Origin of the sequence: Photobacterium obscurum (assembly GCF_026191635.1) — a bacterium.
Lineage (GTDB): Bacteria > Pseudomonadota > Gammaproteobacteria > Enterobacterales > Vibrionaceae > Photobacterium > Photobacterium obscurum.
Map to the genome: position 1 here is coordinate 60,287 of NZ_JAKRRW010000013.1, position 19,481 is coordinate 79,767.

Annotated in this window: 17 protein-coding genes and 1 tRNA gene; 9 read left to right on the forward strand and 9 right to left on the reverse strand. The window is 49.4% G+C overall.

Annotation, left to right across the window (positions count from 1 at the left end):
- The first annotated feature begins 26 nt into the window (after positions 1–26).
- The 5 genes from leuO to MD588_RS16140 all read left to right on the forward strand — a co-directional run bounded on the left by leuO (position 27) and on the right by MD588_RS16140 (position 6,416).
- On the forward strand, positions 27–983 hold the full coding sequence (gene leuO / locus MD588_RS16120; protein ID WP_265698492.1) for a transcriptional regulator LeuO: 957 nt from the start codon (positions 27–29) through the stop codon (positions 981–983).
- Positions 984–1,246: 263 nt separating this feature from the next.
- Positions 1,247–3,067, forward strand: a complete 1,821-nt coding sequence (locus MD588_RS16125) for an AMP-dependent synthetase/ligase (RefSeq protein WP_265698493.1) — start codon at positions 1,247–1,249, stop codon at positions 3,065–3,067.
- Positions 3,068–3,731: 664 nt separating this feature from the next.
- On the forward strand, positions 3,732–5,450 hold the full coding sequence (locus MD588_RS16130; RefSeq protein ID WP_265698589.1) for an acetolactate synthase 3 large subunit: 1,719 nt from the start codon (positions 3,732–3,734) through the stop codon (positions 5,448–5,450).
- On the forward strand, positions 5,450–5,947 hold the full coding sequence (gene ilvN / locus MD588_RS16135; protein ID WP_265698495.1) for an acetolactate synthase small subunit: 498 nt from the start codon (positions 5,450–5,452) through the stop codon (positions 5,945–5,947). The genes MD588_RS16130 and ilvN overlap by 1 nt, the downstream gene beginning before the upstream one ends.
- Positions 5,948–6,287: 340 nt before the next feature.
- Complete coding sequence (locus tag MD588_RS16140; protein WP_255724956.1) at positions 6,288–6,416, forward strand: hypothetical protein; 129 nt, start codon at positions 6,288–6,290, stop codon at positions 6,414–6,416.
- Positions 6,417–6,460: 44 nt separating this feature from the next.
- Here the strand turns inward: MD588_RS16140 and MD588_RS16145 are convergent, their stop codons facing one another.
- The 7 genes from MD588_RS16145 to rpsU all read right to left on the reverse strand — a co-directional run bounded on the left by MD588_RS16145 (position 6,461) and on the right by rpsU (position 14,278).
- Positions 6,461–7,084 carry a GntR family transcriptional regulator gene (locus tag MD588_RS16145; protein WP_265698591.1) on the reverse strand — a complete coding sequence of 208 codons (624 nt, stop codon included), beginning with the start codon at positions 7,082–7,084 and terminating at the stop codon, positions 6,461–6,463.
- A 366-nt stretch (positions 7,085–7,450) separates the two neighbouring features.
- Complete coding sequence (pykF, locus tag MD588_RS16150; protein WP_265698497.1) at positions 7,451–8,863, reverse strand: pyruvate kinase PykF; 1,413 nt, start codon at positions 8,861–8,863, stop codon at positions 7,451–7,453.
- 649 nt (positions 8,864–9,512) lie between these two features.
- Positions 9,513–9,588 (reverse strand) — tRNA-Ile (locus MD588_RS16155).
- 194 nt (positions 9,589–9,782) lie between these two features.
- Positions 9,783–11,624 (reverse strand): RNA polymerase sigma factor RpoD, encoded by a 1,842-nt coding sequence (gene rpoD, locus MD588_RS16160; RefSeq protein ID WP_265698498.1) that lies wholly within the window; start codon positions 11,622–11,624, stop codon positions 9,783–9,785.
- 92 nt (positions 11,625–11,716) lie between these two features.
- Entirely contained in the window at positions 11,717–13,474 is a 1,758-nt protein-coding gene (dnaG, locus tag MD588_RS16165; RefSeq protein ID WP_265698499.1) for a DNA primase, read from the reverse strand.
- Between the two features lie 117 nt (positions 13,475–13,591).
- Positions 13,592–14,035 carry a GatB/YqeY domain-containing protein gene (locus tag MD588_RS16170; RefSeq protein WP_265698500.1) on the reverse strand — a complete coding sequence of 148 codons (444 nt, stop codon included), beginning with the start codon at positions 14,033–14,035 and terminating at the stop codon, positions 13,592–13,594.
- Between the two features lie 27 nt (positions 14,036–14,062).
- Positions 14,063–14,278: a 30S ribosomal protein S21 gene (gene rpsU, locus MD588_RS16175; RefSeq protein ID WP_005301411.1), complete on the reverse strand. Its 216-nt coding sequence runs from the start codon at positions 14,276–14,278 to the stop codon at positions 14,063–14,065.
- A gap of 184 nt (positions 14,279–14,462) precedes the next feature.
- Between rpsU and tsaD the strand changes: the two genes are divergently transcribed.
- On the forward strand, positions 14,463–15,482 hold the full coding sequence (tsaD, locus tag MD588_RS16180; RefSeq protein WP_265698501.1) for a tRNA (adenosine(37)-N6)-threonylcarbamoyltransferase complex transferase subunit TsaD: 1,020 nt from the start codon (positions 14,463–14,465) through the stop codon (positions 15,480–15,482).
- 73 nt (positions 15,483–15,555) lie between these two features.
- On the opposite strand, the gene plsY is transcribed toward tsaD, so the two are convergent.
- On the reverse strand, positions 15,556–16,164 hold the full coding sequence (gene plsY / locus MD588_RS16185; protein ID WP_265698503.1) for a glycerol-3-phosphate 1-O-acyltransferase PlsY: 609 nt from the start codon (positions 16,162–16,164) through the stop codon (positions 15,556–15,558).
- 237 nt (positions 16,165–16,401) lie between these two features.
- On the opposite strand from plsY, the gene folB reads away from it, so the two are divergent.
- From folB to MD588_RS16200, 3 genes are read left to right on the forward strand one after another with little or no spacing between them, the layout of a single operon-like run.
- Complete coding sequence (folB, locus tag MD588_RS16190) at positions 16,402–16,755, forward strand: dihydroneopterin aldolase (protein WP_265698504.1); 354 nt, start codon at positions 16,402–16,404, stop codon at positions 16,753–16,755.
- Entirely contained in the window at positions 16,752–17,237 is a 486-nt protein-coding gene (gene folK / locus MD588_RS16195; protein ID WP_265698505.1) for a 2-amino-4-hydroxy-6-hydroxymethyldihydropteridine diphosphokinase, read from the forward strand. Before folB ends, folK begins: the two co-directional genes overlap by 4 nt.
- Before the next feature lie 10 nt (positions 17,238–17,247).
- Entirely contained in the window at positions 17,248–18,051 is an 804-nt protein-coding gene (locus tag MD588_RS16200) for an undecaprenyl-diphosphate phosphatase (protein ID WP_265698508.1), read from the forward strand.
- A gap of 91 nt (positions 18,052–18,142) precedes the next feature.
- Here the strand turns inward: MD588_RS16200 and MD588_RS16205 are convergent, their stop codons facing one another.
- The gene (locus MD588_RS16205; RefSeq protein ID WP_265698509.1) at positions 18,143–19,369 is read right to left on the reverse strand and encodes a multifunctional CCA addition/repair protein; all 1,227 of its coding nucleotides are present in this window, start codon (positions 19,367–19,369) and stop codon (positions 18,143–18,145) included.
- Between the last annotated feature and the right edge of the window lie 112 nt (positions 19,370–19,481).

Consider the following 19,481-nt stretch of genomic DNA (forward strand, 5'->3'; position numbering starts at 1 on the left):
ATAATTCTTCAAGTAGAGGCAAAAACATGACACGTAGAAGTTCTTCTATTCATCCAGCTGATAGTTACAAAATGGAATCCAATTTAAGAAGTGTTGATCTTAATTTGCTGACTGTGTTTGATGCTGTCATGCAGGAACAAAACATCACCCGTGCAGCACATAACCTGGGTATGTCACAGCCTGCAGTAAGTAATGCCGTAGCACGATTGAAGGTGATGTTTAACGATGAACTGTTTATCCGTCATGGTCGTGGTATTCAGCCAACCCAGCGTGCGAAGCAGCTATTTGGTCCCCTTCGCCAGGCGCTTCAGTTGGTCAAGAACGAACTGCCTTCGTCAATCTTCTCTCCGGAGACATCGACGCGTACTTTTAAACTGGCGATTTGTAGTCCGTCTGATATGCGTTTTGCCCCGCGAATTCTACGTAATGTTGCAGAGCAGGCTCCTAACCTGCGTATGCACCTTGAAGCCGAGTTTGATGCCGAGCTAGCCCAGAAAATGCGTTATCAGGAAATTGACTTCGTCATCGACTACGTCCGTTTTGACGAGCCGGGCTTCTGTAGTACGGAATTGTTCAGCGACGAGCTAGTAGTGATTGCCGCTGGGAACCATCCACGCATCGGTGACTCAATTACCGAAGCAGAATTTGCAGCTGAAAAGCATGCGGTACTGAAGTCACTCCCTGGCGTGAAGATGTTTGCTGATCATATTTACAATCAGCATACGGCTTACCAGGAAGCTTATCAGGGTGCCAGCCTGAGCAACATTATGTACGTGGCAGGCCAGTCTGATCTGATTGCAGTGATGCCACGTTGGTTGGCAGAATCTGTGGCGCAGAGTCAGCAATTGAAAGTTCTGCCTCTGCCGTTTGAGTCGGATAAAATCAGTGGTTACCTAAGCTGGCATGAATCGTCACAGAAGGACAAAGGCCATATTTGGATGCGTGATCAGCTGCTGAATGTTTGCGGTGATAGCTCCTACTAAGTCCCCCCCGATATTAAAAAGCCAGCGTAAGCTGGCTTTTTTGATCATTAGTTCCTTTTCCTGCTCGGTATCAGTAATTTCTTACACTTTGTATTATTTCTATTAATAAGTCGTGTCAGGCCTGTAGTTGCAAGGGGCGGGACTGAGATCGTGGCAACATAAAAAGTAAAATATGACGCTTTACAGTTGCCTTTTCTGACGCCGACTGTAGACTTCGCATCTCTAATAGGCTTACAGGTGTAAGCCAAAATGGCAGAGTAGTTATGGCTGAACGTGATTTTCACATCGTAAATCGAATTCGTACCCAAATTGCCCGCTTGGGTGATCGGGTTGCACTGCGTCATCAGGTCAAGGACCAGTGGCAGGATATTAGCTGGACAGCGTTCGGGGAGCAGATCAATCAGCTTGCCGTTGCAATGTTGAGTCAGGGCCTGAAGGTTCAGGACAAGATCGGTATTTTTTCCAACAATATGCCGCGTTGGACAGTTGCTGATTTTGCAGTCCTGTATAATCGGTGTGTGACCGTTCCGATCTATCCGACCAGTACGCCACAGCAGGCGGCTTATATTATCAATAATGCCGATATCCGCATTCTGTTTGTGGGTGAGCAGGCTCAGCATGATGCCGCGGTTGAAGTGGCTGCCGAGTGCCTGCAGCTGGAACGAATTGTTGTGATGTCCGACGAGGTTGAATTGGCTGATCACCCGCTGGTCTGCCGTTACAGCGATTTCATTAATCAAGGTTCAGCCGAAGCCGAAGCCGAGTTACAGCAACGCCTTGAGCAGACCACGATGGATGATCTGCTAACCCTGATTTACACCTCGGGAACAACCGGTACTCCGAAAGGGGTGATGCTGGACTATGCGAATATCGCCTCACAAATTGAAGGCCATGACCAAAACTTGGCACTGGACGAGGGAGACACCTCTCTTTGTTTCCTGCCGTTGTCGCATGTCTTCGAACGCGCCTGGACCTTCTATGTGTTGCATCGTGGTGGCGTGAACTGCTACCTGGCCGATACCAACAAGCTGAAAGAGACCTTGATGGAAGTCAGGCCGAATGTGATGGCGGCTGTTCCTCGGGTATATGAGAAAATCTACTCTGCGGTACACGATAAAGTTTCCCGCGCACCTTTCCATCGTAAGGTTATTTTTACCTGGGCGGTTAATATGGGCGCGCGGATGGCTCTATGCCATCAACAACAGCGTAAGCCATCGCTACTGTTGACCAAGAGCTACAAGCTTGCGGATAAGCTGGTGCTGTCAAAGCTGCGTATGATCCTCGGTGGTCAGATTAAGTTTATGCCTTGTGGTGGTGCGAAGCTGGATGAGAGTATTGGCCGCTTCTTCCATGCTATTGGTGTCAATGTGAAACTGGGTTATGGGATGACCGAAACCACGGCGACCGTCTCCTGCTGGGATGATAAGTGCTTTAACCCTGACTCTATTGGTATGCCGATGCCGGGGGCTGAAGTGAAAATTGGCGACAATAACGAGATCCTGGTTCGTGGCCCGATGGTAATGCGTGGTTACTATAAGATGCCGGAAGAAACCGCTAAGAACTTTACAGAAGACGGCTTCCTGAAAACCGGTGATGCGGGTAAATTCGATGAAGACGGTAATCTGTTTATCACCGACCGTATTAAAGAGCTGATGAAAACATCGGGCGGCAAGTATATTGCGCCGCAGGTGATTGAAGGTGCGATTGGTAAAGATCACTTCATCGAGCAGATTGCAGTGATTGCCGATACCCGTAAGTTTGTGTCCGCGTTGATCGTCCCTTGTTTCGAAACACTGGAAGAGCATGCCCGTGAACTGAACATCAAGTATCAAGATCGCCTCGAGTTGGTGAAACATAGTCAGATCGTTGAGTTGATTGAGAAGCGAGTCGTTGAACTGCAAAAAGATCTGGCTCGTTTTGAGCAGGTGAAGAAGTTTACGCTGCTGCCAATCGCATTCTCTATGGACAAAGGCGAACTGACCCCGACGCAGAAACTGCGCCGCAAGGTGATTCATGATCGCTACCACCAGGAAATTGAACGTATGTACGAAGAGAGTCATAAAAAATCTGCCGGTCACCATTAACCGCTGATCCCTCTCTTGCCTCGATGAAAACAAAGGAGCCGTCCGGCTCCTTTGTCATATTGGATTTCTCTCCGCCGTTACTGAACATGGCGATGCCTAGTTGCCGCCACCATCCTTGCTGTTCTTAGGTTTCCCTGATAGATGAATAACCTTAATAGTCATTATTATTTAGGTGATGATCTCTATTGCATAACAAGTCTGCCGAATGAAGAGAGTGCATTTCACTGGGATCTAGATGAAAACCATGAACTGCCTTTAGGCAATAGACTTAATTGCTAAAAAAGCGTTAAAGTTGTTGCGGGTTACTGCTGCTTGTTATGACTGGCAGCGGCTCACATAGCATGACGAAACATAATAGATTTCACTTTAGGCTAAAAATAAGCCCTAACTATGTTATATCAGCCCGTATAGCTAATTGATGTGATGTTTTTGGAATTTCTATCCTGCCACAATATTGAAAGCGGTGGAAAAACCTTATCCGAGCATGATGAAGCTGCTGTGCTACCCATGCTGACCAATTAGCGTGAACACCTTTGCGAATACGTTAATAAACACCTTCGTGAATACCTCCCAGTTTACGGTAGTTGGCCAGGTTACAGCAGCCGAGTATATGTCGGAAGAATTAGCTATATGGGGTGATGTACTCGACCTGGAGGCAAAAAATATGGAAATGTTGTCCGGCGCTGACATGATCGTTCGATCGATGATCGATCAAGGCGTAAAACATATCTTCGGATACCCTGGCGGCTCGGTGCTTGATATTTACGACGCCCTGCATGAGAAAAGCGATATTGAGCATGTTCTCGTCCGTCATGAGCAGGCTGCGGTACATATGGCTGATGGCTATGCCCGTGCAACAGGTGAAGTCGGGGTGGTGCTCGTCACTTCCGGTCCTGGTGCGACCAATGCGATTACCGGTATTGCCACGGCATATATGGACTCTATTCCCATGGTTGTTTTTTCCGGTCAGGTGATGAGTAACCTGATTGGTAATGATGCCTTCCAGGAGTGTGACATGGTGGGTATTTCCCGCCCTGTGGTTAAACACAGCTTTTTGGTCAAGCAACCCGAAGATATCCCAGAGATCATCAAAAAAGCTTTCTATATTGCATCCAGTGGCCGTCCTGGCCCTGTGGTTATTGATATCCCGAAAGATATGCTAAACCCGGCTGAAACCTATCCTTACAAGTATCCTGAGTCTATCGCGATGCGCTCATACAGCCCGACGACTCAGGGGCATAAAGGTCAGATCAAGCGGGGAGTTAGAGCCTTGCTGGCGGCGAAGAAACCGGTGCTGTATGTTGGCGGGGGCGCCATCATGTCTGATTGCGGTGAGCAGATCCTCAAGCTGGCCGAGTCCCTGAATATTCCTGTTGTTAATACCCTGATGGGGTTGGGCGCCTTCCCGGGATCGCACCATAACTGCCTGGGTATGTTAGGGATGCACGGCACCTATGAAGCCAATATGGCGATGCATAACTCGGATCTGATTTTCGGGATAGGGGTGCGGTTTGATGACCGGACTACCAACAATGTCGAGAAGTACTGCCCGAATGCCACGATCATGCATATTGATATTGACCCGTCTTCGATATCAAAAACCATTGCGGTCGATATCCCCATCGTCGGTTCGGCCGATACGGTGCTAAATAGCATGCTTAAGTTACTTGATGAGCAGAGTGGTAGTAATGATCAGCCGGCTATCGATGAGTGGTGGAGCGAAATTGAGTCGTGGCGTGCGCGCAAGTGCCTGAGCTATGACACTAGCAATGAACGTATCAAACCTCAGGAGGTTATCGAGGTACTGTATAAGCTCACCAACGGCGAGGCCTATGTCGCGTCGGATGTTGGCCAGCACCAGATGTTTGCGGCGCTGTACTACCCGTTTGATAAGCCGCGTCGCTGGATTAACTCAGGCGGCCTTGGCACCATGGGCTTCGGTCTGCCTGCCGCCATGGGGGTTAAGTTTGCGCTGCCCGATGCCGAGGTCGTATGTGTGACAGGTGATGGCAGTATCCAGATGAATATCCAGGAACTGTCGACAGCGCTGCAGTATGATATCCCGGTTAAAATCATCAACCTTAACAACCGCTTCCTGGGAATGGTGAAACAATGGCAGGATATGATTTATCAAGGACGCCACTCTCATTCCTACATGGATTCCGTGCCGGACTTTGCTGCAATTGCCGAGGCCTATGGCCATGTCGGGGTTCGTATTTCGGATCCGGCCAAGCTTGAGGGCGAGCTGGAAAAAGCACTGGCATTGAAAGAGAAGTTGGTATTTATCGATATCAGTGTCGATGAAACCGAGCATGTGTACCCGATGCTGATTCGTGGTGGTTCAATGAGTGAAATGTGGCTAAGCAAAACGGAGAGAACATAATGCGCAGGATTGTATCAGTACTACTAGAAAATGAATCGGGCGCATTGTCACGGGTGGTTGGCCTGTTTTCCCAGCGTGGCTACAATATTGAATCACTGACGGTGGCACCGACGGATGATCCGACGCTATCGCGTTTGAACATTACGACCAATGTTGAAGACGATGCCGCTCTTGAGCAAATCGAGAAGCAACTGCATAAGCTGATTGATATTCTCAAGGTGAGCAACGTGACCGAGACCGAGCATGTCGAGCGTGAGCTGATGTTGGTTAAAGTGAAGGCCAGCGGTTTTGCGCGGGCTGAGGTCAAGCGCACGGCCGATATCTTCCGCGGCCAGATTGTCGATGTAACCACTCAGATCTACACGATCCAGTTGGCGGGAACCAGTGACAAGCTGGATGCATTTATCTCGGCTGTGGGTGAGGCCACCGAGATTATTGAGGTGGCCCGTAGTGGCGTGGTGGGCATTGCCCGCGGCGAGCGGGCGTTGAAAGCTTAGTTTCCGCTCCGAAACTCTCTGATACTAACAACAAGCCCGGCTCAGGGAACCCTGAGTCGGGCTTGTTTTGTTGATGGTTTTTGTGTTGATTTCAGAGTGCAATGGCTCTTGTTATCCTCTTTTCTGCTACAGCCGATCAGCATTGTGGGCAGCGTTAGCCTCGGATATTTTGTCCGGAAAGGTGTTTCTTATTAGACTAAAGTCTAATAGGTGCCAGAGCTTTCGTTGCACAGCTGTTCTTTTGGTAGGACTTTCTGATGGCCGCTATTAGATCAAGGTCTACGTCGCCTGACTGGCACAGCGGGTTGGCGCAGTGGCGCTTGATAGAAGGAGTATGGCGATGGTTAATAAATTTTTGGTTCGGTTGACCACCCTAGGCCTATTTTTACTTGGCTTCAACGTCAGCGCGCTTTATTTCCTGCTGGCAGTACTGTTGCTGAACACCCACCATAAAGAGATATTCTGGTAATTCATTGGCGGAGTATTCAGCAGGCCAGAAGAGGTTGCTTGTATTTAGAGGTAGGTTTTGATCATCTCCATGGCACGTAGGGAGTGATTGCTCAGTAGGGTAAGTGCTTCTTCATGATTGCGGTTGAGTACGGCCTTCATCATTGCCTCGTGCTCGCCGTTGTCGTGGTAGCGTTCCTCATAGTGGCGGGTTCGGCTTACCCAGATATGGCGGTAGCGTTCTATCTGTTCATAGACTTCGCGGTAGAGTCCCAGCATCACGGTGGATTGGCTGCCTTCTAACAGGGAAAGGTGAAACTGGCTGTGACGCTTTTCCCATTCGTTGAAATCTACATCAACCTCAGCCGGATTAATTCGGCTGAGTTTGTGAAAGCTAGTCAGAATATTGAGCTCCCAGGCTTCATCGCCATTTTGCATGGCGCGTTCAAGCAGAGCCTGTGATAGAAGTTGATTGGTTTCAAACAGCTCTTCGAGTTCGGTTACCGATACCGGCGCTACCCAGCAGCCTTTTTGTGGCGCGAAGTTTACGTATTTTTTCCACGATAATTGTACCAGTGCTTCCCGAATGGGAGAGGCACCGACGTCATAACGGGATTTTAAGTCTGCAACAACAAGCTTTTGTCCCGGAGCAAGTTCACCGAGCAAGATGTCTTGTCGAATCATTTCCATGACTTGGTTGGTCAAAGTAGGACTAGACACTGCGTTCCTCATTTTTTTATTGTTTTAGCCCTAAGCGCTTATCGCTTGAGGGGATATCTGGCTGTAGCTGATGGAGGTTGATTGGTCAAAGAGGCAAGTGCCGTTCCAATCATTGTCAGAGCGTAGGCTGGCAAGCGAAAACTATACCCTGTGAGAATCATGCTACAACGTGAGTATACGATGGAAAAACTGACGGGGCGATAGAGAAACGCGGGTTATGTGAGTCACTACCGTTTAGCAAGAATGATTAAATATGCATTATGATTGGTATGTGGCTGTGAAAAGGCAAAAAAAAACGGGAGCCTTAAGGCTCCCGTTTGTGATTCAGAATACGTCTTATAGTACGTGTACTGAAGCTGTGTTAGTTGTGCCAGAAGGAACTAGCGCGCCAGATACCATAACAACGATATCGCCTTTAGCGCCAAGGCCTGTTTCTAGTGCAAGCTCTTTACCACGACCGTAGAATGCGTCAGTGTTTTCGATAGACTCAACAACAACTGGCGTAACACCTTTAGTTAGTGCTAGCTGAGCAGCAGTCTTGGTGTTAGTTGTAACAGCTAGGATGTTTGCTGTTGGGAAGTACTTACGTACAGAGCGTGCAGATTTACCAGCTTCTGTAGCAACTACGATTAGTGGAGCGCTTAGCTTCTCTGAAGTATCAACAGCACCTTTACATACCGCTTCAGTGATACGTAGGCGTGGGCTGTCTAGGCGAGAGCCTAGCTCTGCTTTAAGAGCTGCATCAGTACGCTCACAGATTTGAGCCATGATAGTTACAGCTTCGATTGGGTATTTACCCTTCGCAGATTCACCTGAAAGCATTACTGCATCAGTACCATCCATGATTGCGTTCGCAACGTCACCCGCTTCTGCACGAGTTGGACGTGGGTTCTTGATCATAGAATCAAGCATCTGAGTCGCAGTGATAACGACTTTACGTGCACGGTTACACTTCTCGATCATCATCTTCTGCGCGAAGATAACTTCTTCAACTGGGATCTCAACACCTAGGTCACCACGAGCAACCATGATACCGTCAGACGCTTCTAGGATAGCGTCGAAGTTATCAACACCTTCCTGGTTTTCGATTTTAGAGATGATCTGGATCTTCTCGCCGCCGTTTGCATTTAGTAGCTCACGGATTTCTTTCACGTCTTCAGCTTTACGGATGAAAGAAGCAGCAACGAAGTCAACGCCTTGCTCACAACCGAATTTAAGGTCAGCTTTGTCTTTTTCTGCTAGTGCAGGAAGTTTTACTGAAACGCCAGGTAGGTTAACACCTTTGTTTTCACCTAGGTCACCGTTGTTAAGCACTTTACACTTAACTTCAGTTTCAGTTGTTTCAAGAACTTCCATCTCGATTAGGCCATCATCCACTAGGATAGTGTTGCCTTTCGTAAGATCTTTAGCGAAGCCAGGGTAAGTTACCGCAACGCGGTCTTGGTTACCGATAACAGAAGTATCTGTAGTGAAAGTGAACTCTTGGCCAGCAACCAGAGAAAAGTCTTGACCGTTTTCTAGCTTGATAGTACGGATTTCAGGACCTTTAGTATCAAGTAGAACTGCTAGTTGCTTACCAGTTGCAGCCATTACTTCACGCAGGTTTTCGATACGCTGACCGTGCTCTGCAAAGTCACCGTGCGAGAAGTTAAGACGCATTACGTTCATACCAGCGTTAGCTAGCTTAGTAAGCATTTCAACTGATTCTGTTTTAGGTCCAATCGTACATACGATCTTAGTCTTTTTCATTGAGGATTGTCTCCGGACGAACTTTTACCCAAGGGAAATGTGAATCACAGTGTTATACCTGAAAAACGAGGTGCATTTATGTTGAAATACGCCTACAAAGTGAGGCGCAGATCAAATACCTGCAACTTTTAGTGCTCAGATATAAGTGATAATACAAATTTTTTACAAAAATATTGCCTTATGAGAGCATTGGTCTTGCTCTCATAAGGCAGCTCTTGCATACATGTTTTGTTCTTGCCGTCCCTTCCTTGAAAGATGGTCTCACGTCATCATGACGAAAGTGTGTTGTACTGACATAAAATTGTCTAACAAACAAGCTACGGATTATAGCACAGTCTAACTCTTTTATCACCTTGTGATAACGCGCAAACTTTTCATCAGTTCTGCGAAAAGAGGGTGAGATTATCTACTTATTTCACAGATTTTTTTTGTTATGCATCAATAGATGATTTATTTCTAGCTATGAAATAAATTGAGATGCACTCAGTGTTGATTCGTGTAAACAGTTTGTTTCCTGATGGCCTGTAAACAAGAGGAAAGTTAAGAATATAGAGGGAAGGTCTTTCGTAGGGGCGGAGCCGTAGGAAAAGTTTAGATCTAAAAAAGGCCGCCATTAGGCAGCCTTCTCGAATTCTTTACCACAAGAGAGTGGTGGCCCCTCCCAGACTTGAACTGGGGACCAAGCGATTATGAGTCGCCTGCTCTAACCACTGAGCTAAGGGGCCAATGTGCGGGAAATTATATGGGATGGTCAGGCGCTTGTCTAGCGAATAAAGTGATTGTTTTGTCTGCTTTTTAAGCAGTTAATGAGATTTTGCGATATCAGAGGGAAAAGCCTAAGGTACTGATATTTCTTTATATTGCGAGTAATAAAAAAGCGAGCCATTGGCTCGCTTTTTTGATGCTCTAGCGTTGATGACTATTCATCAAGGAAGCTACGCAATACGTCAGAGCGGCTTGGGTGACGCAGTTTACGTAGTGCTTTGGCTTCGATCTGACGGATACGCTCACGGGTAACATCGAACTGTTTGCCCACTTCTTCTAGCGTGTGGTCAGTGTTCATATCGATACCGAAACGCATACGTAGGACTTTCGCCTCACGAGGTGTCAGGCCGGCCAGTACGTCATTGGTCGCACCGCGCAGGTTCGTCGCCGTGGCTGCATCCATCGGTAGCTGAAGCGTGGTATCTTCAATGAAGTCACCTAGGTGCGAATCTTCGTCGTCACCGATTGGGGTTTCCATTGAGATTGGCTCTTTGGCAATCTTCAGGACCTTGCGGATTTTGTCTTCCGGCATTTGCATACGCTCTGCCAGTTCTTCCGGCAGTGGCTCACGACCCATCTCCTGAAGCATCTGGCGAGAGATACGGTTCAGTTTGTTGATGGTTTCGATCATGTGAACAGGGATACGGATAGTACGCGCCTGATCAGCGATTGAACGAGTGATCGCCTGGCGGATCCACCATGTTGCGTAGGTCGAGAACTTATAACCACGACGGTATTCGAACTTATCTACGGCTTTCATCAGGCCGATGTTACCTTCCTGGATCAGATCCAGGAACTGCAGACCGCGGTTGGTGTATTTCTTGGCAATTGAAATAACCAGACGTAAGTTTGCTTCAACCATTTCTTTCTTGGCACGGCGCGCTTTTGCTTCACCAATAGACATGCGACGGCTGATGTCTTTGATGCGTTCGATAGACAGGCCAGTCTCTTCTTCCAGCATACGCAGCTTAAGCGATGAGCGACGAAGATCTTCTTCGTAGTTCTTTAGACGCTCGGCGTAAGGCTTGCCAGAATTTAGCGCTTCGTCGATCCATTCAGAGGAAGACTCATTACCTGCAAATAAGCTGACGAAGGTTTTCTTCGGCATCTTACTGTTGTCGACACACATACGCATGATAAGGCGCTCGTTGGTACGAACCTTATCCATTGATTCACGTAGCGAGCTAACCAGGCGGTCAAATTGTTTCGGGATCAGACGGAATTGCTTGAAGATTTCAGACAACTCTTCAACCGCGACTTCGGTTTTCGCGTCGTGGCGGCCATGAGTGTTGATCGCTGTTGCCATTTTCTCGTAAGAAAGGCGCAGCTCCATGAATTTTTCACGAGCTAGCTCAGGATCAATACCTGTATCTTCTTCTTCGTCTTCGCTGTCTTCGTCTTCTTCAAGATCTTTATCTTCATCTTCAAGATCTGTTTCGCTTAGCTCGGAGCCGATATGTGTTGCGGTTGGTGCTGCTGACTCTTCTTCGTTAGGGTCAACAAAACCAGAAATAATGTCGGTTAGACGAAGCTCATCGGCTTCAACCTTGTCGAACTGCTCAAGCAGGTGAGCGATGGCCGTCGGGTATTCGGCAACTGAGCACTGAACCTGGTTAATACCATCTTCGATGCGCTTGGCGATATCAATCTCGCCTTCGCGAGTAAGTAGCTCAACGGTACCCATTTCACGCATATACATGCGCACAGGATCGGTCGTGCGGCCGATCTCGCTTTCTACGCTAGACAGGGCTTGTGCTGCGGCTTCAATTGCGTCTTCGTCCGCATTATCTTCAGTCATCATCAATTCATCGGCATCAGGGGCTGTTTCAACCACCTTAATACCCATGTCATTAATCATCTGAATAATGTCTTCCACCTGATCGGAGTCGACGATGTCTTCCGGCAAGTGGTCATTAACTTCGGCGTAGGTCAGATAGCCTTGTTCTTTGCCCTTAGCGACAAGTAACTTTAGCTGAGACTGCGGATTTTGCTCCATAGACGATATCCAACTTCGGGTCTGAGTGAAAATGTAGTATGCAGAGATGCAAACCAATAATTATAACAAATTTCTTAATTGTTGACCACTTACTAGCCGGGACGGTTGAGTATCAATAACTGCAACTCCCGCTTTTCTTCGACTGATAAGCCGACGGTGTTCGATTTAGCCTGCAACTTTTCGATTTGTTGTTTGACGCACTGGTCTATGACTTTGTCCATTGCGTCTAAAAATACATCTAGAGTGTTATCCTCGTCTTTTGCGAGGGGTAGCTGCCATGCGGCCAGACGGGCCATCATATTTTCGCTTTTGCTACCACGCCAGTACTCTAATAGCTGGCCTGTAGTTATATTGGGGTTAGTTCGGCATTTATCAACTACTGATATTAATAAATTTAGTCCTGCGACATCGATCCCTTCAAATGCAGCCATGTCGAACTCGAGGCTATTCACAAAATGGGGGTTCTGGATCAGCAGGGCAATCACCTCACGCATTGGCGTGCGCTTGATCTCGGGCTGGCCGACTTTTTTTGTCTCGGTGCCTTGTTTAGAGATTAGCTGCTGAAGTTGTGCTTCGTCAGGCAGGCCTAATTTTTTGCCAAGCATCTCACGTAAGTATAGCCGTAGTGTGCCGCCCGGGACCTTGTCAATGAGTGGCACTGCCAGGGTACTGAGCTTTGCCTTGCCTTCCCGGCTGCTGGTATCGACCTGCTGCAGCAGAGTGGTAAACATGAACTCAGACAGCGGCATCGCACTTTGAACTTGCTGTTCAAAGCCTTCCTGGCCGTACTGGCGGATGTAGGTATCCGGGTCTTCGCCATCGGGCAGGAACATGAACTTAAGCTGGCGACCATCGGTGAGGTAGGGCAGCGCCTGCTCCATGGCCCGCCATGCCGCATCCCGACCCGCGCGGTCACCGTCATAACAGCAGACAACGGTACCGGTCTGGCGGAACATGGTTTGGATATGGTCACCGGTCGTGGATGTACCGAGCGAGGCGACTGCGTAGTCGACACCGAACTGGGCCAGAGCCACCACATCCATATAACCTTCTACCACCAATAGTTTTTCTGGTTCTCGGTGGGCTTGCAGGACCTCATAGAGGCCGTAAAGCTCCCGGCCTTTATGGAAAATCGGGGTTTCCGGTGAGTTGAGGTATTTGGGAGTACCGTCGCCCAAGACTCGGCCACCAAAACCGATCACTCGGCCCCGGCGATCATGAATCGGAAACATCACTCGGCCACGGAAGCGGTCATAGCGGCGACCGTTATCGTTTTCGATCAGCATGCCTGCTGTGACAAGTGATTTTTGCGATTCAGCATCTCGGCCAAAACGGGTACGAACCATATCCCATTGATCGGGCACAAAACCGATACCAAATTTCTGGACGACTTCTCCCGACAGTCCTCGGCCTTTGAGGTAGTCGACTGCAATCTGGCTTTCCGAAGTACGCAGTTGGGATTTGTAGAACTGGGATATCTGCCCCATCATCTCATACAGGCCTAACTTTTCCTTGCTGCGAGGTGCAGACGGGCCGCCGCCACTGCCTTGTTCCCGAGGGACTTCCAGGCCGAGTTGCGAGGACAGCTCTTCAATCGCCTCGACAAATTCAAGACGGTCGAACTCCATGACAAAGTCGAGGACATTTCCGTGGGCACCGCAGCCGAAGCAGTGATAGAACTGTTTTTCCTGGCTGACAGAAAAGGAAGGGGTTTTCTCGTTATGGAACGGACAGCAAGCACCAAAGTTCTTGCCCTGTTTTTTTAGCTTCACCCTGGCATCGACAATATCCACGATGTCATGTCGTGCGATGAGATCATCGATAAATGAACGAGGGATTTTTCCTGCCATAGAGTGAGCTTTACCTGAGAAAACGGGAGTATGAGTTTAAGAATTATGGAGATAAAATACAAACAAGCCGCGCATTCCTAGATGGATAGCACGGCTTGTTGCAGAATTGGGTTAGTATTAGCTAAGTTTAGCTTTCACTAATTGGCTAACTTTACCCATATCGGCACGACCCTGAACTTGCGGTTTCAGTACGCCCATCAGCTTGCCCATGTCTTGCATGCTGGCAGCACCGGTAGCAGCAATTGCTTCATCCAGCAGAGCAGCAACTTCGTCGTCGCTCAGTGGTTGAGGCATGAACTCTTCCAGTACTGAGATTTCAGCAAGTTCAACATCAGCAAGGTCCTGACGATTTGCAGCTTCATATTGAGCTACAGAATCACGACGCTGTTTCACCATTTTGGTCAGAACTGCCAGCACGTCGTCTTCGGAAAGAGTGATCTTCTCGTCAACTTCACGCTGTTTGATGGCAGCCATAACTAAACGGATAGCACCTAGGCGAGGCTTGTTTTTAGCCTTCATCGCCGCTTTTTGTTCGTCCTTAAGACGGTCAATCAGAGTCATAGCACGTTCCTTCTGTTAATCGTCAGATTAGTACAGACGAACGCGACGCGCGTTTTCGCGAGCCAATTTCTTCAGGTGACGCTTAACAGCCGCTGCTTTCGCACGCTTACGTACAGTAGTTGGCTTTTCGAAGTGTTCACGACGACGTACTTCAGAAAGGATACCTGCTTTTTCGCAAGAGCGCTTGAAACGACGTAGTGCTACGTCAAACGGTTCGTTTTCACGTACTTTGATTACTGGCATGTAATACTCACCTCAGAGTGATTCGGTTTAACGCTGACAGTCGAAGAGTGTCAGCTGATTAAAAATGGTGCGAAATTCTAATCTGATCTGGGGGCATTTGTAAAGCATTCTGCAACCCTGAACTGGTTAATTTCTGTTAAGGGCGGTAACATTGCCCTCAATTACGATAAGTATAGAGGTTGTTATGCGTATACTGGGCATCGAAACCTCCTGTGACGAAACAGGTGTGGCAATTTTCGATGATGAAAAAGGCCTATTGGCACATGAACTTTACAGTCAGGTAAAACTGCACGCGGACTACGGCGGTGTGGTGCCTGAACTGGCTTCGCGTGACCATGTTAAGAAGACCATTCCGCTGATCAAGGAAGCACTGGCCGACGCCGGGCTAACCCCCGCAGATCTGGATGGTGTTGCTTACACGGCTGGTCCGGGTCTGGTCGGCGCCCTATTGGTTGGGGCGACAATTGGACGTAGCTTGGCGTACGCATGGGATTTACCGGCGGTAGCTGTTCACCATATGGAAGGACACCTGCTGGCACCGATGCTGGAAGAGAATTCGCCAGAATTTCCGTTTGTGGCGCTGCTGGTTTCCGGTGGCCATACCATGATGGTCGAAGTGAAGGGGATTGGCGAATACCAAATTCTCGGGGAGTCGATTGATGATGCGGCAGGTGAGGCGTTTGATAAAACGGCTAAGCTGATGGGGCTGGATTACCCGGGGGGGCCGTTGCTGTCGAAGCTGGCAGAAAACGGTACGCCGGGGCGTTTCAAGTTCCCGCGCCCGATGACCGATCGTCCGGGACTGGATTTTAGCTTCTCTGGCCTGAAAACATTCGCTGCCAATACGATCCGAGCCAACGACGATGACGAGCAAACCCGTGCTGATATTGCTTTTGCATTCCAGGAAGCAGTGGTTGATACCCTGGCCATTAAATGCAAGCGTGCCCTGAAGCAGACTGGTTTTAAGCGTCTGGTGATTGCCGGCGGTGTGAGTGCGAACAAGTACCTGCGCCAAGAGCTGGAAAAACTGATGACCGGAATGAAAGGGGAAGTCTTCTACCCGCGTACCGAGTTCTGTACCGATAACGGTGCAATGATTGCGTATGCGGGCATGCAGCGCCTGAAGAACCAGGAAACAATGGATCTTGCGGTAAAAGCCCACCCTCGTTGGCCAATTGATCAGCTAAAGCCGATCAGCGAATAATCGTCAATCCACATAGCAGCACTGGCTTCACTAACCGCTGGTGCTGATACAGAAGCCGCAACAGCCAGCTTGTCTATAGTTTGGTTTTGCGGCTAAATTTTTGCCAAATTTTACTTTCTTTCCCTTCCAGCAGACGACGGACATTGTCGTGATGGCGAAACACAATCAGGCAGGAAAGCATCGAAACGGGCATGGTGTATTCGGGCTTGATTAGCCAGGTAAACATGGGCGCAGCCAGTGCGGTGATCAACGAGCCGAGTGACGAATAGCCGAAGATCAAGACTGTCAGCAGCCAGGTGCCGATCAGCATCCCGCTAAGATCCCAGCCAATTGGTGCCAGTGCTCCTAGTGCGGTTGCAACGCCTTTTCCCCCGCGGAAATGAAAAAAGATAGGGTAGATATGGCCGAGACACGCAGCAATACCGATGATGCCAAGCAGAAATGGGTTAACCCCGATAAAATAGCTAAACCAGACTGGTACCATGCCTTTGAGAATATCGCAGACGAGGACCATTGCGGCTGCACCGCGCCCACCCAGGCGCAGGACATTGGTGGCCCCCGGGTTGCCCGAGCCGCTATCCCGTGGATCGGGTAGGCCATAAAGGCGGCAGATCAGTACGGCACTTGATACTGAGCCAAGCAGATAGGCGGCAATAATGATCAGAAGAACAAATGGTGTCATGCAAAGTTCCGACTGCTAGTGACAAGTAGTGTCATCTTTTCCGAGGTTAAGATAGCTGATTTTTGATGCTCGACTTTCACCCTGCTTAGGCACTCCTGTGGTATAGTGCTGGTTTCTTGCTCATAGGCAACCTGATGAGCGAGGAATGAATGTCATCATTTTTGACGATTACGACCTGATAATACGCGTTTTTGCTCAAATTAGGTATCCGACCTCTAACAAAATTAGCGATTGAACATGGATTCAGTATTTATCGAACATCTTGAGGTTATCGCCACTATTGGGGCGTATGACTGGGAACAAGAAATCAAACAGAAGCTCGTGCTTGATTTGGAGATGGCACACGACAATCGTCCGGCGGCAAACAGTGACGATGTTGCTTACGCATTGGATTATGCCGCTGTAAGTAGCGCTGTGACGCTGCATATCGAAAATGGCCGCTTCCAGTTGGTTGAGCGAGTGGCCGAAGAAGTGGCAAGCTTGATCATGGAGCAGTTCTCTGTGCCTTGGCTAAAAGTCCGTGTTACCAAGCCGGGGGCGGTTGTGAATGCCCGCGGTGTTGGGGTTCAGATTGAACGAGGCAGCAAGTGACCACCGTTTATATCAGCCTGGGTTCCAATATCGAGCGTGAATACCATATTCAGGCAGCGGTTACTGAGCTGAAAAAACTGGGTACTGACTTTCAGGTATCCAACATATTTGAAGCGGAGCCTGTCGGGTTTTGCGGACCAAACTTTTACAACTGTGTCGTTGCCATAAAAACGTCTCTTTCATTAGATGTTTTGCAACAGACTCTCAAGCAGCTAGAGCTGCAATATGGGCGGGCACCCGATGCACAGAAGAATCAGAGCCGAACGCTCGATCTCGATATCCTGCTGTTTGGTGATGTGGTACAAGAGGCGCCTCTGACCTTACCTCGCTCGGATTTGTACAAGTTTGCTTTTGTCTTGCTGCCGATGATGGAGTTGTGTCCTGAGCGGGTTATCCCGGGGGACGGACGAACTATTGCTCAGTTGTGGCACTCTTTTGAACACTCGCAGGTATTGTGGCCTGTAGAACGTATTGCATGTTAAAGGATAAATGATGAGTCATTTTGAAGCCTTTGTGTTGGCACTTATTCAGGGGCTAACCGAGTTTTTACCTATTTCGAGCTCGGCTCACCTGATCTTGCCTTCGGAGGTATTTGGTTGGGCAGATCAAGGCCTGGCGTTTGACGTCGCGGTGCATGTCGGCACGCTGGCGGCGGTTATTCTCTATTTTCGTAAAGAAGTGGTTGCTCTGCTGTCTGCCTGGATTGGCTCTATTTTTAAGGGGCAGCGCTGTGCAGAATCGAAACTGGCATGGATGATTGTTTTGGCGACGATCCCGGCCTGTATTTTCGGCCTGTTCATGAAAGATATTATTGAACTGTACCTGCGTTCGGCATGGGTGATTGCAGCCACCACAATCTTTTTTGGTCTGTTGCTATGGTGGGTCGATGCCCGGGCGACGCAGCAAGACAATGAGTATCAGGCCGACTGGAAGCGCTCGCTGTTTATCGGTCTGGCGCAGGCTGCGGCAATGATCCCGGGAACCTCTCGCTCAGGAGCCACAATGACGGCGGCCCTTCACCTCGGCTTTACCCGCGATGCCGCCGCCCGTTTCTCGTTCCTGATGTCAATTCCGATCATCCTGCTGGCAGGTGGTTATCTGGGCACCAAGCTGGTGACCAGTGGCCAGGCGATTGAATTCGGTGCGCTGGGCATTGGCCTTGCCGTGTCGTTTGTCAGTGCCTACGCGTGTATCCACGTATTCCTAAAGCTGGTTACTCGCCTCGGTATGCTGCCATTTGTTATTTACCGCCTGCTATTGGGCGCAGGCCTGATTGCATTCTTGCTAAGCCAGTAAATATCAACGGTAGCCTTGTTGCAAAAAGAAGCCCGACATCATGTCGGGCTTTTTGATTGTCGCTTGCTGAGCGTAGCTTCTTGATAGGTGCTTAGCGTTGTGCCTCGAGGCTCGTTTTGACCGCGTCGGCACGGCGCAAGGCCAGCTGTTCCTTGATGGCCTTGCCGGTAAAACCGGCCTCCACGATTGGCTTGACGGCGACGCCCTGGGCTGCCGAAAAAGCTGCCTGCAGGATATCACCTTGAGGGTAGGTCTCCTGCTCACAACCTGTTCGGCCACGGACATCGGCCCGGCAGCAGAGTGCAAGCTGTTCGATGCGCTCGGGCTTACGCCAGGCATCGATCTGGTCGAAGATCTTGATAAAGGTACTCGGGCGCAGCTCCATGGCATGATGGATCTTGGTATGCTGGGCACAGACAACCAAGGCGATATCGCGGTAGTCATTGGGTACCCGTAATCGTTGGCAAAGCGCCTTTATTGCGGCGAGTCCGGTCTGGCAGTGTTCTTTGTGGCTTGGCCATTCCTCTTTTGGAGTCAAGGCCTTACCTAGGTCATGAACCTGGGCGGCAAAACGGGTCGTCGTATCACTAGTGAGCTTGGCGGCTTGCTCGGCTACCAGGACTGTGTGAAGCCCGGTGTCGATTTCCGGGTGCCATTGCTCGGGTTGCGGCACACCAAAGAGCGCGTCGATTTCAGGCATGATAATGCCGAGCGCACCACACTGACGCAGCACCTTGATAAACACCTCGGGATTTTTCGATGACAGAGATTTCTCCCACTCTTTCCACACTCGTTCCGGTGTTAGCGCATGCAGTTCACCGGCGACAACCATATCTTGCATCAGGGCCAGTGTTTCCGGTGCCACAGTAAAGCCCAGGTGGGCGAAGCGGGCGGCAAAGCGAGCCACCCGAAGTACCCGCAGCGGATCTTCGACAAAAGCCGGAGAGACATGGCGCAACTGTTTGTTGGCCAAGTCCTGCTGACCGTTGTAGGGGTCAAATAGCGAACCATCATCAGCCTGGGCGATGGCGTTGATGGTCAGATCCCGGCGCATCAGATCTTGCTCAAGAGTCACATCCGGGGCGGAGTGGCAGATGAAACCGGTATACCCCTTGCCAGATTTTCGCTCGGTTCTGGCCAGGGCGAACTCCTGCTTGGTCTTTGGGTGGAGGAAAACCGGAAAATCACTGCCGACCTGGCTGTAGCCCAGGTCGAGCATTTGCTGCGGTGTGGCGCCAACCACGACCCAGTCTTTGTCTTTTACCGTCAATCCCAGCAGCGCGTCACGAACGGCGCCCCCCACAAGATAGGTCTGCAAGTTTCACTCCTTTTGTTTAATACCAAACTGAACAATTATCTGATCCAATCAGAGCGATGCCAGGTGTTTGATAGCAACCCAAATTGATGAAGATATAGTGGCTCTACATCAA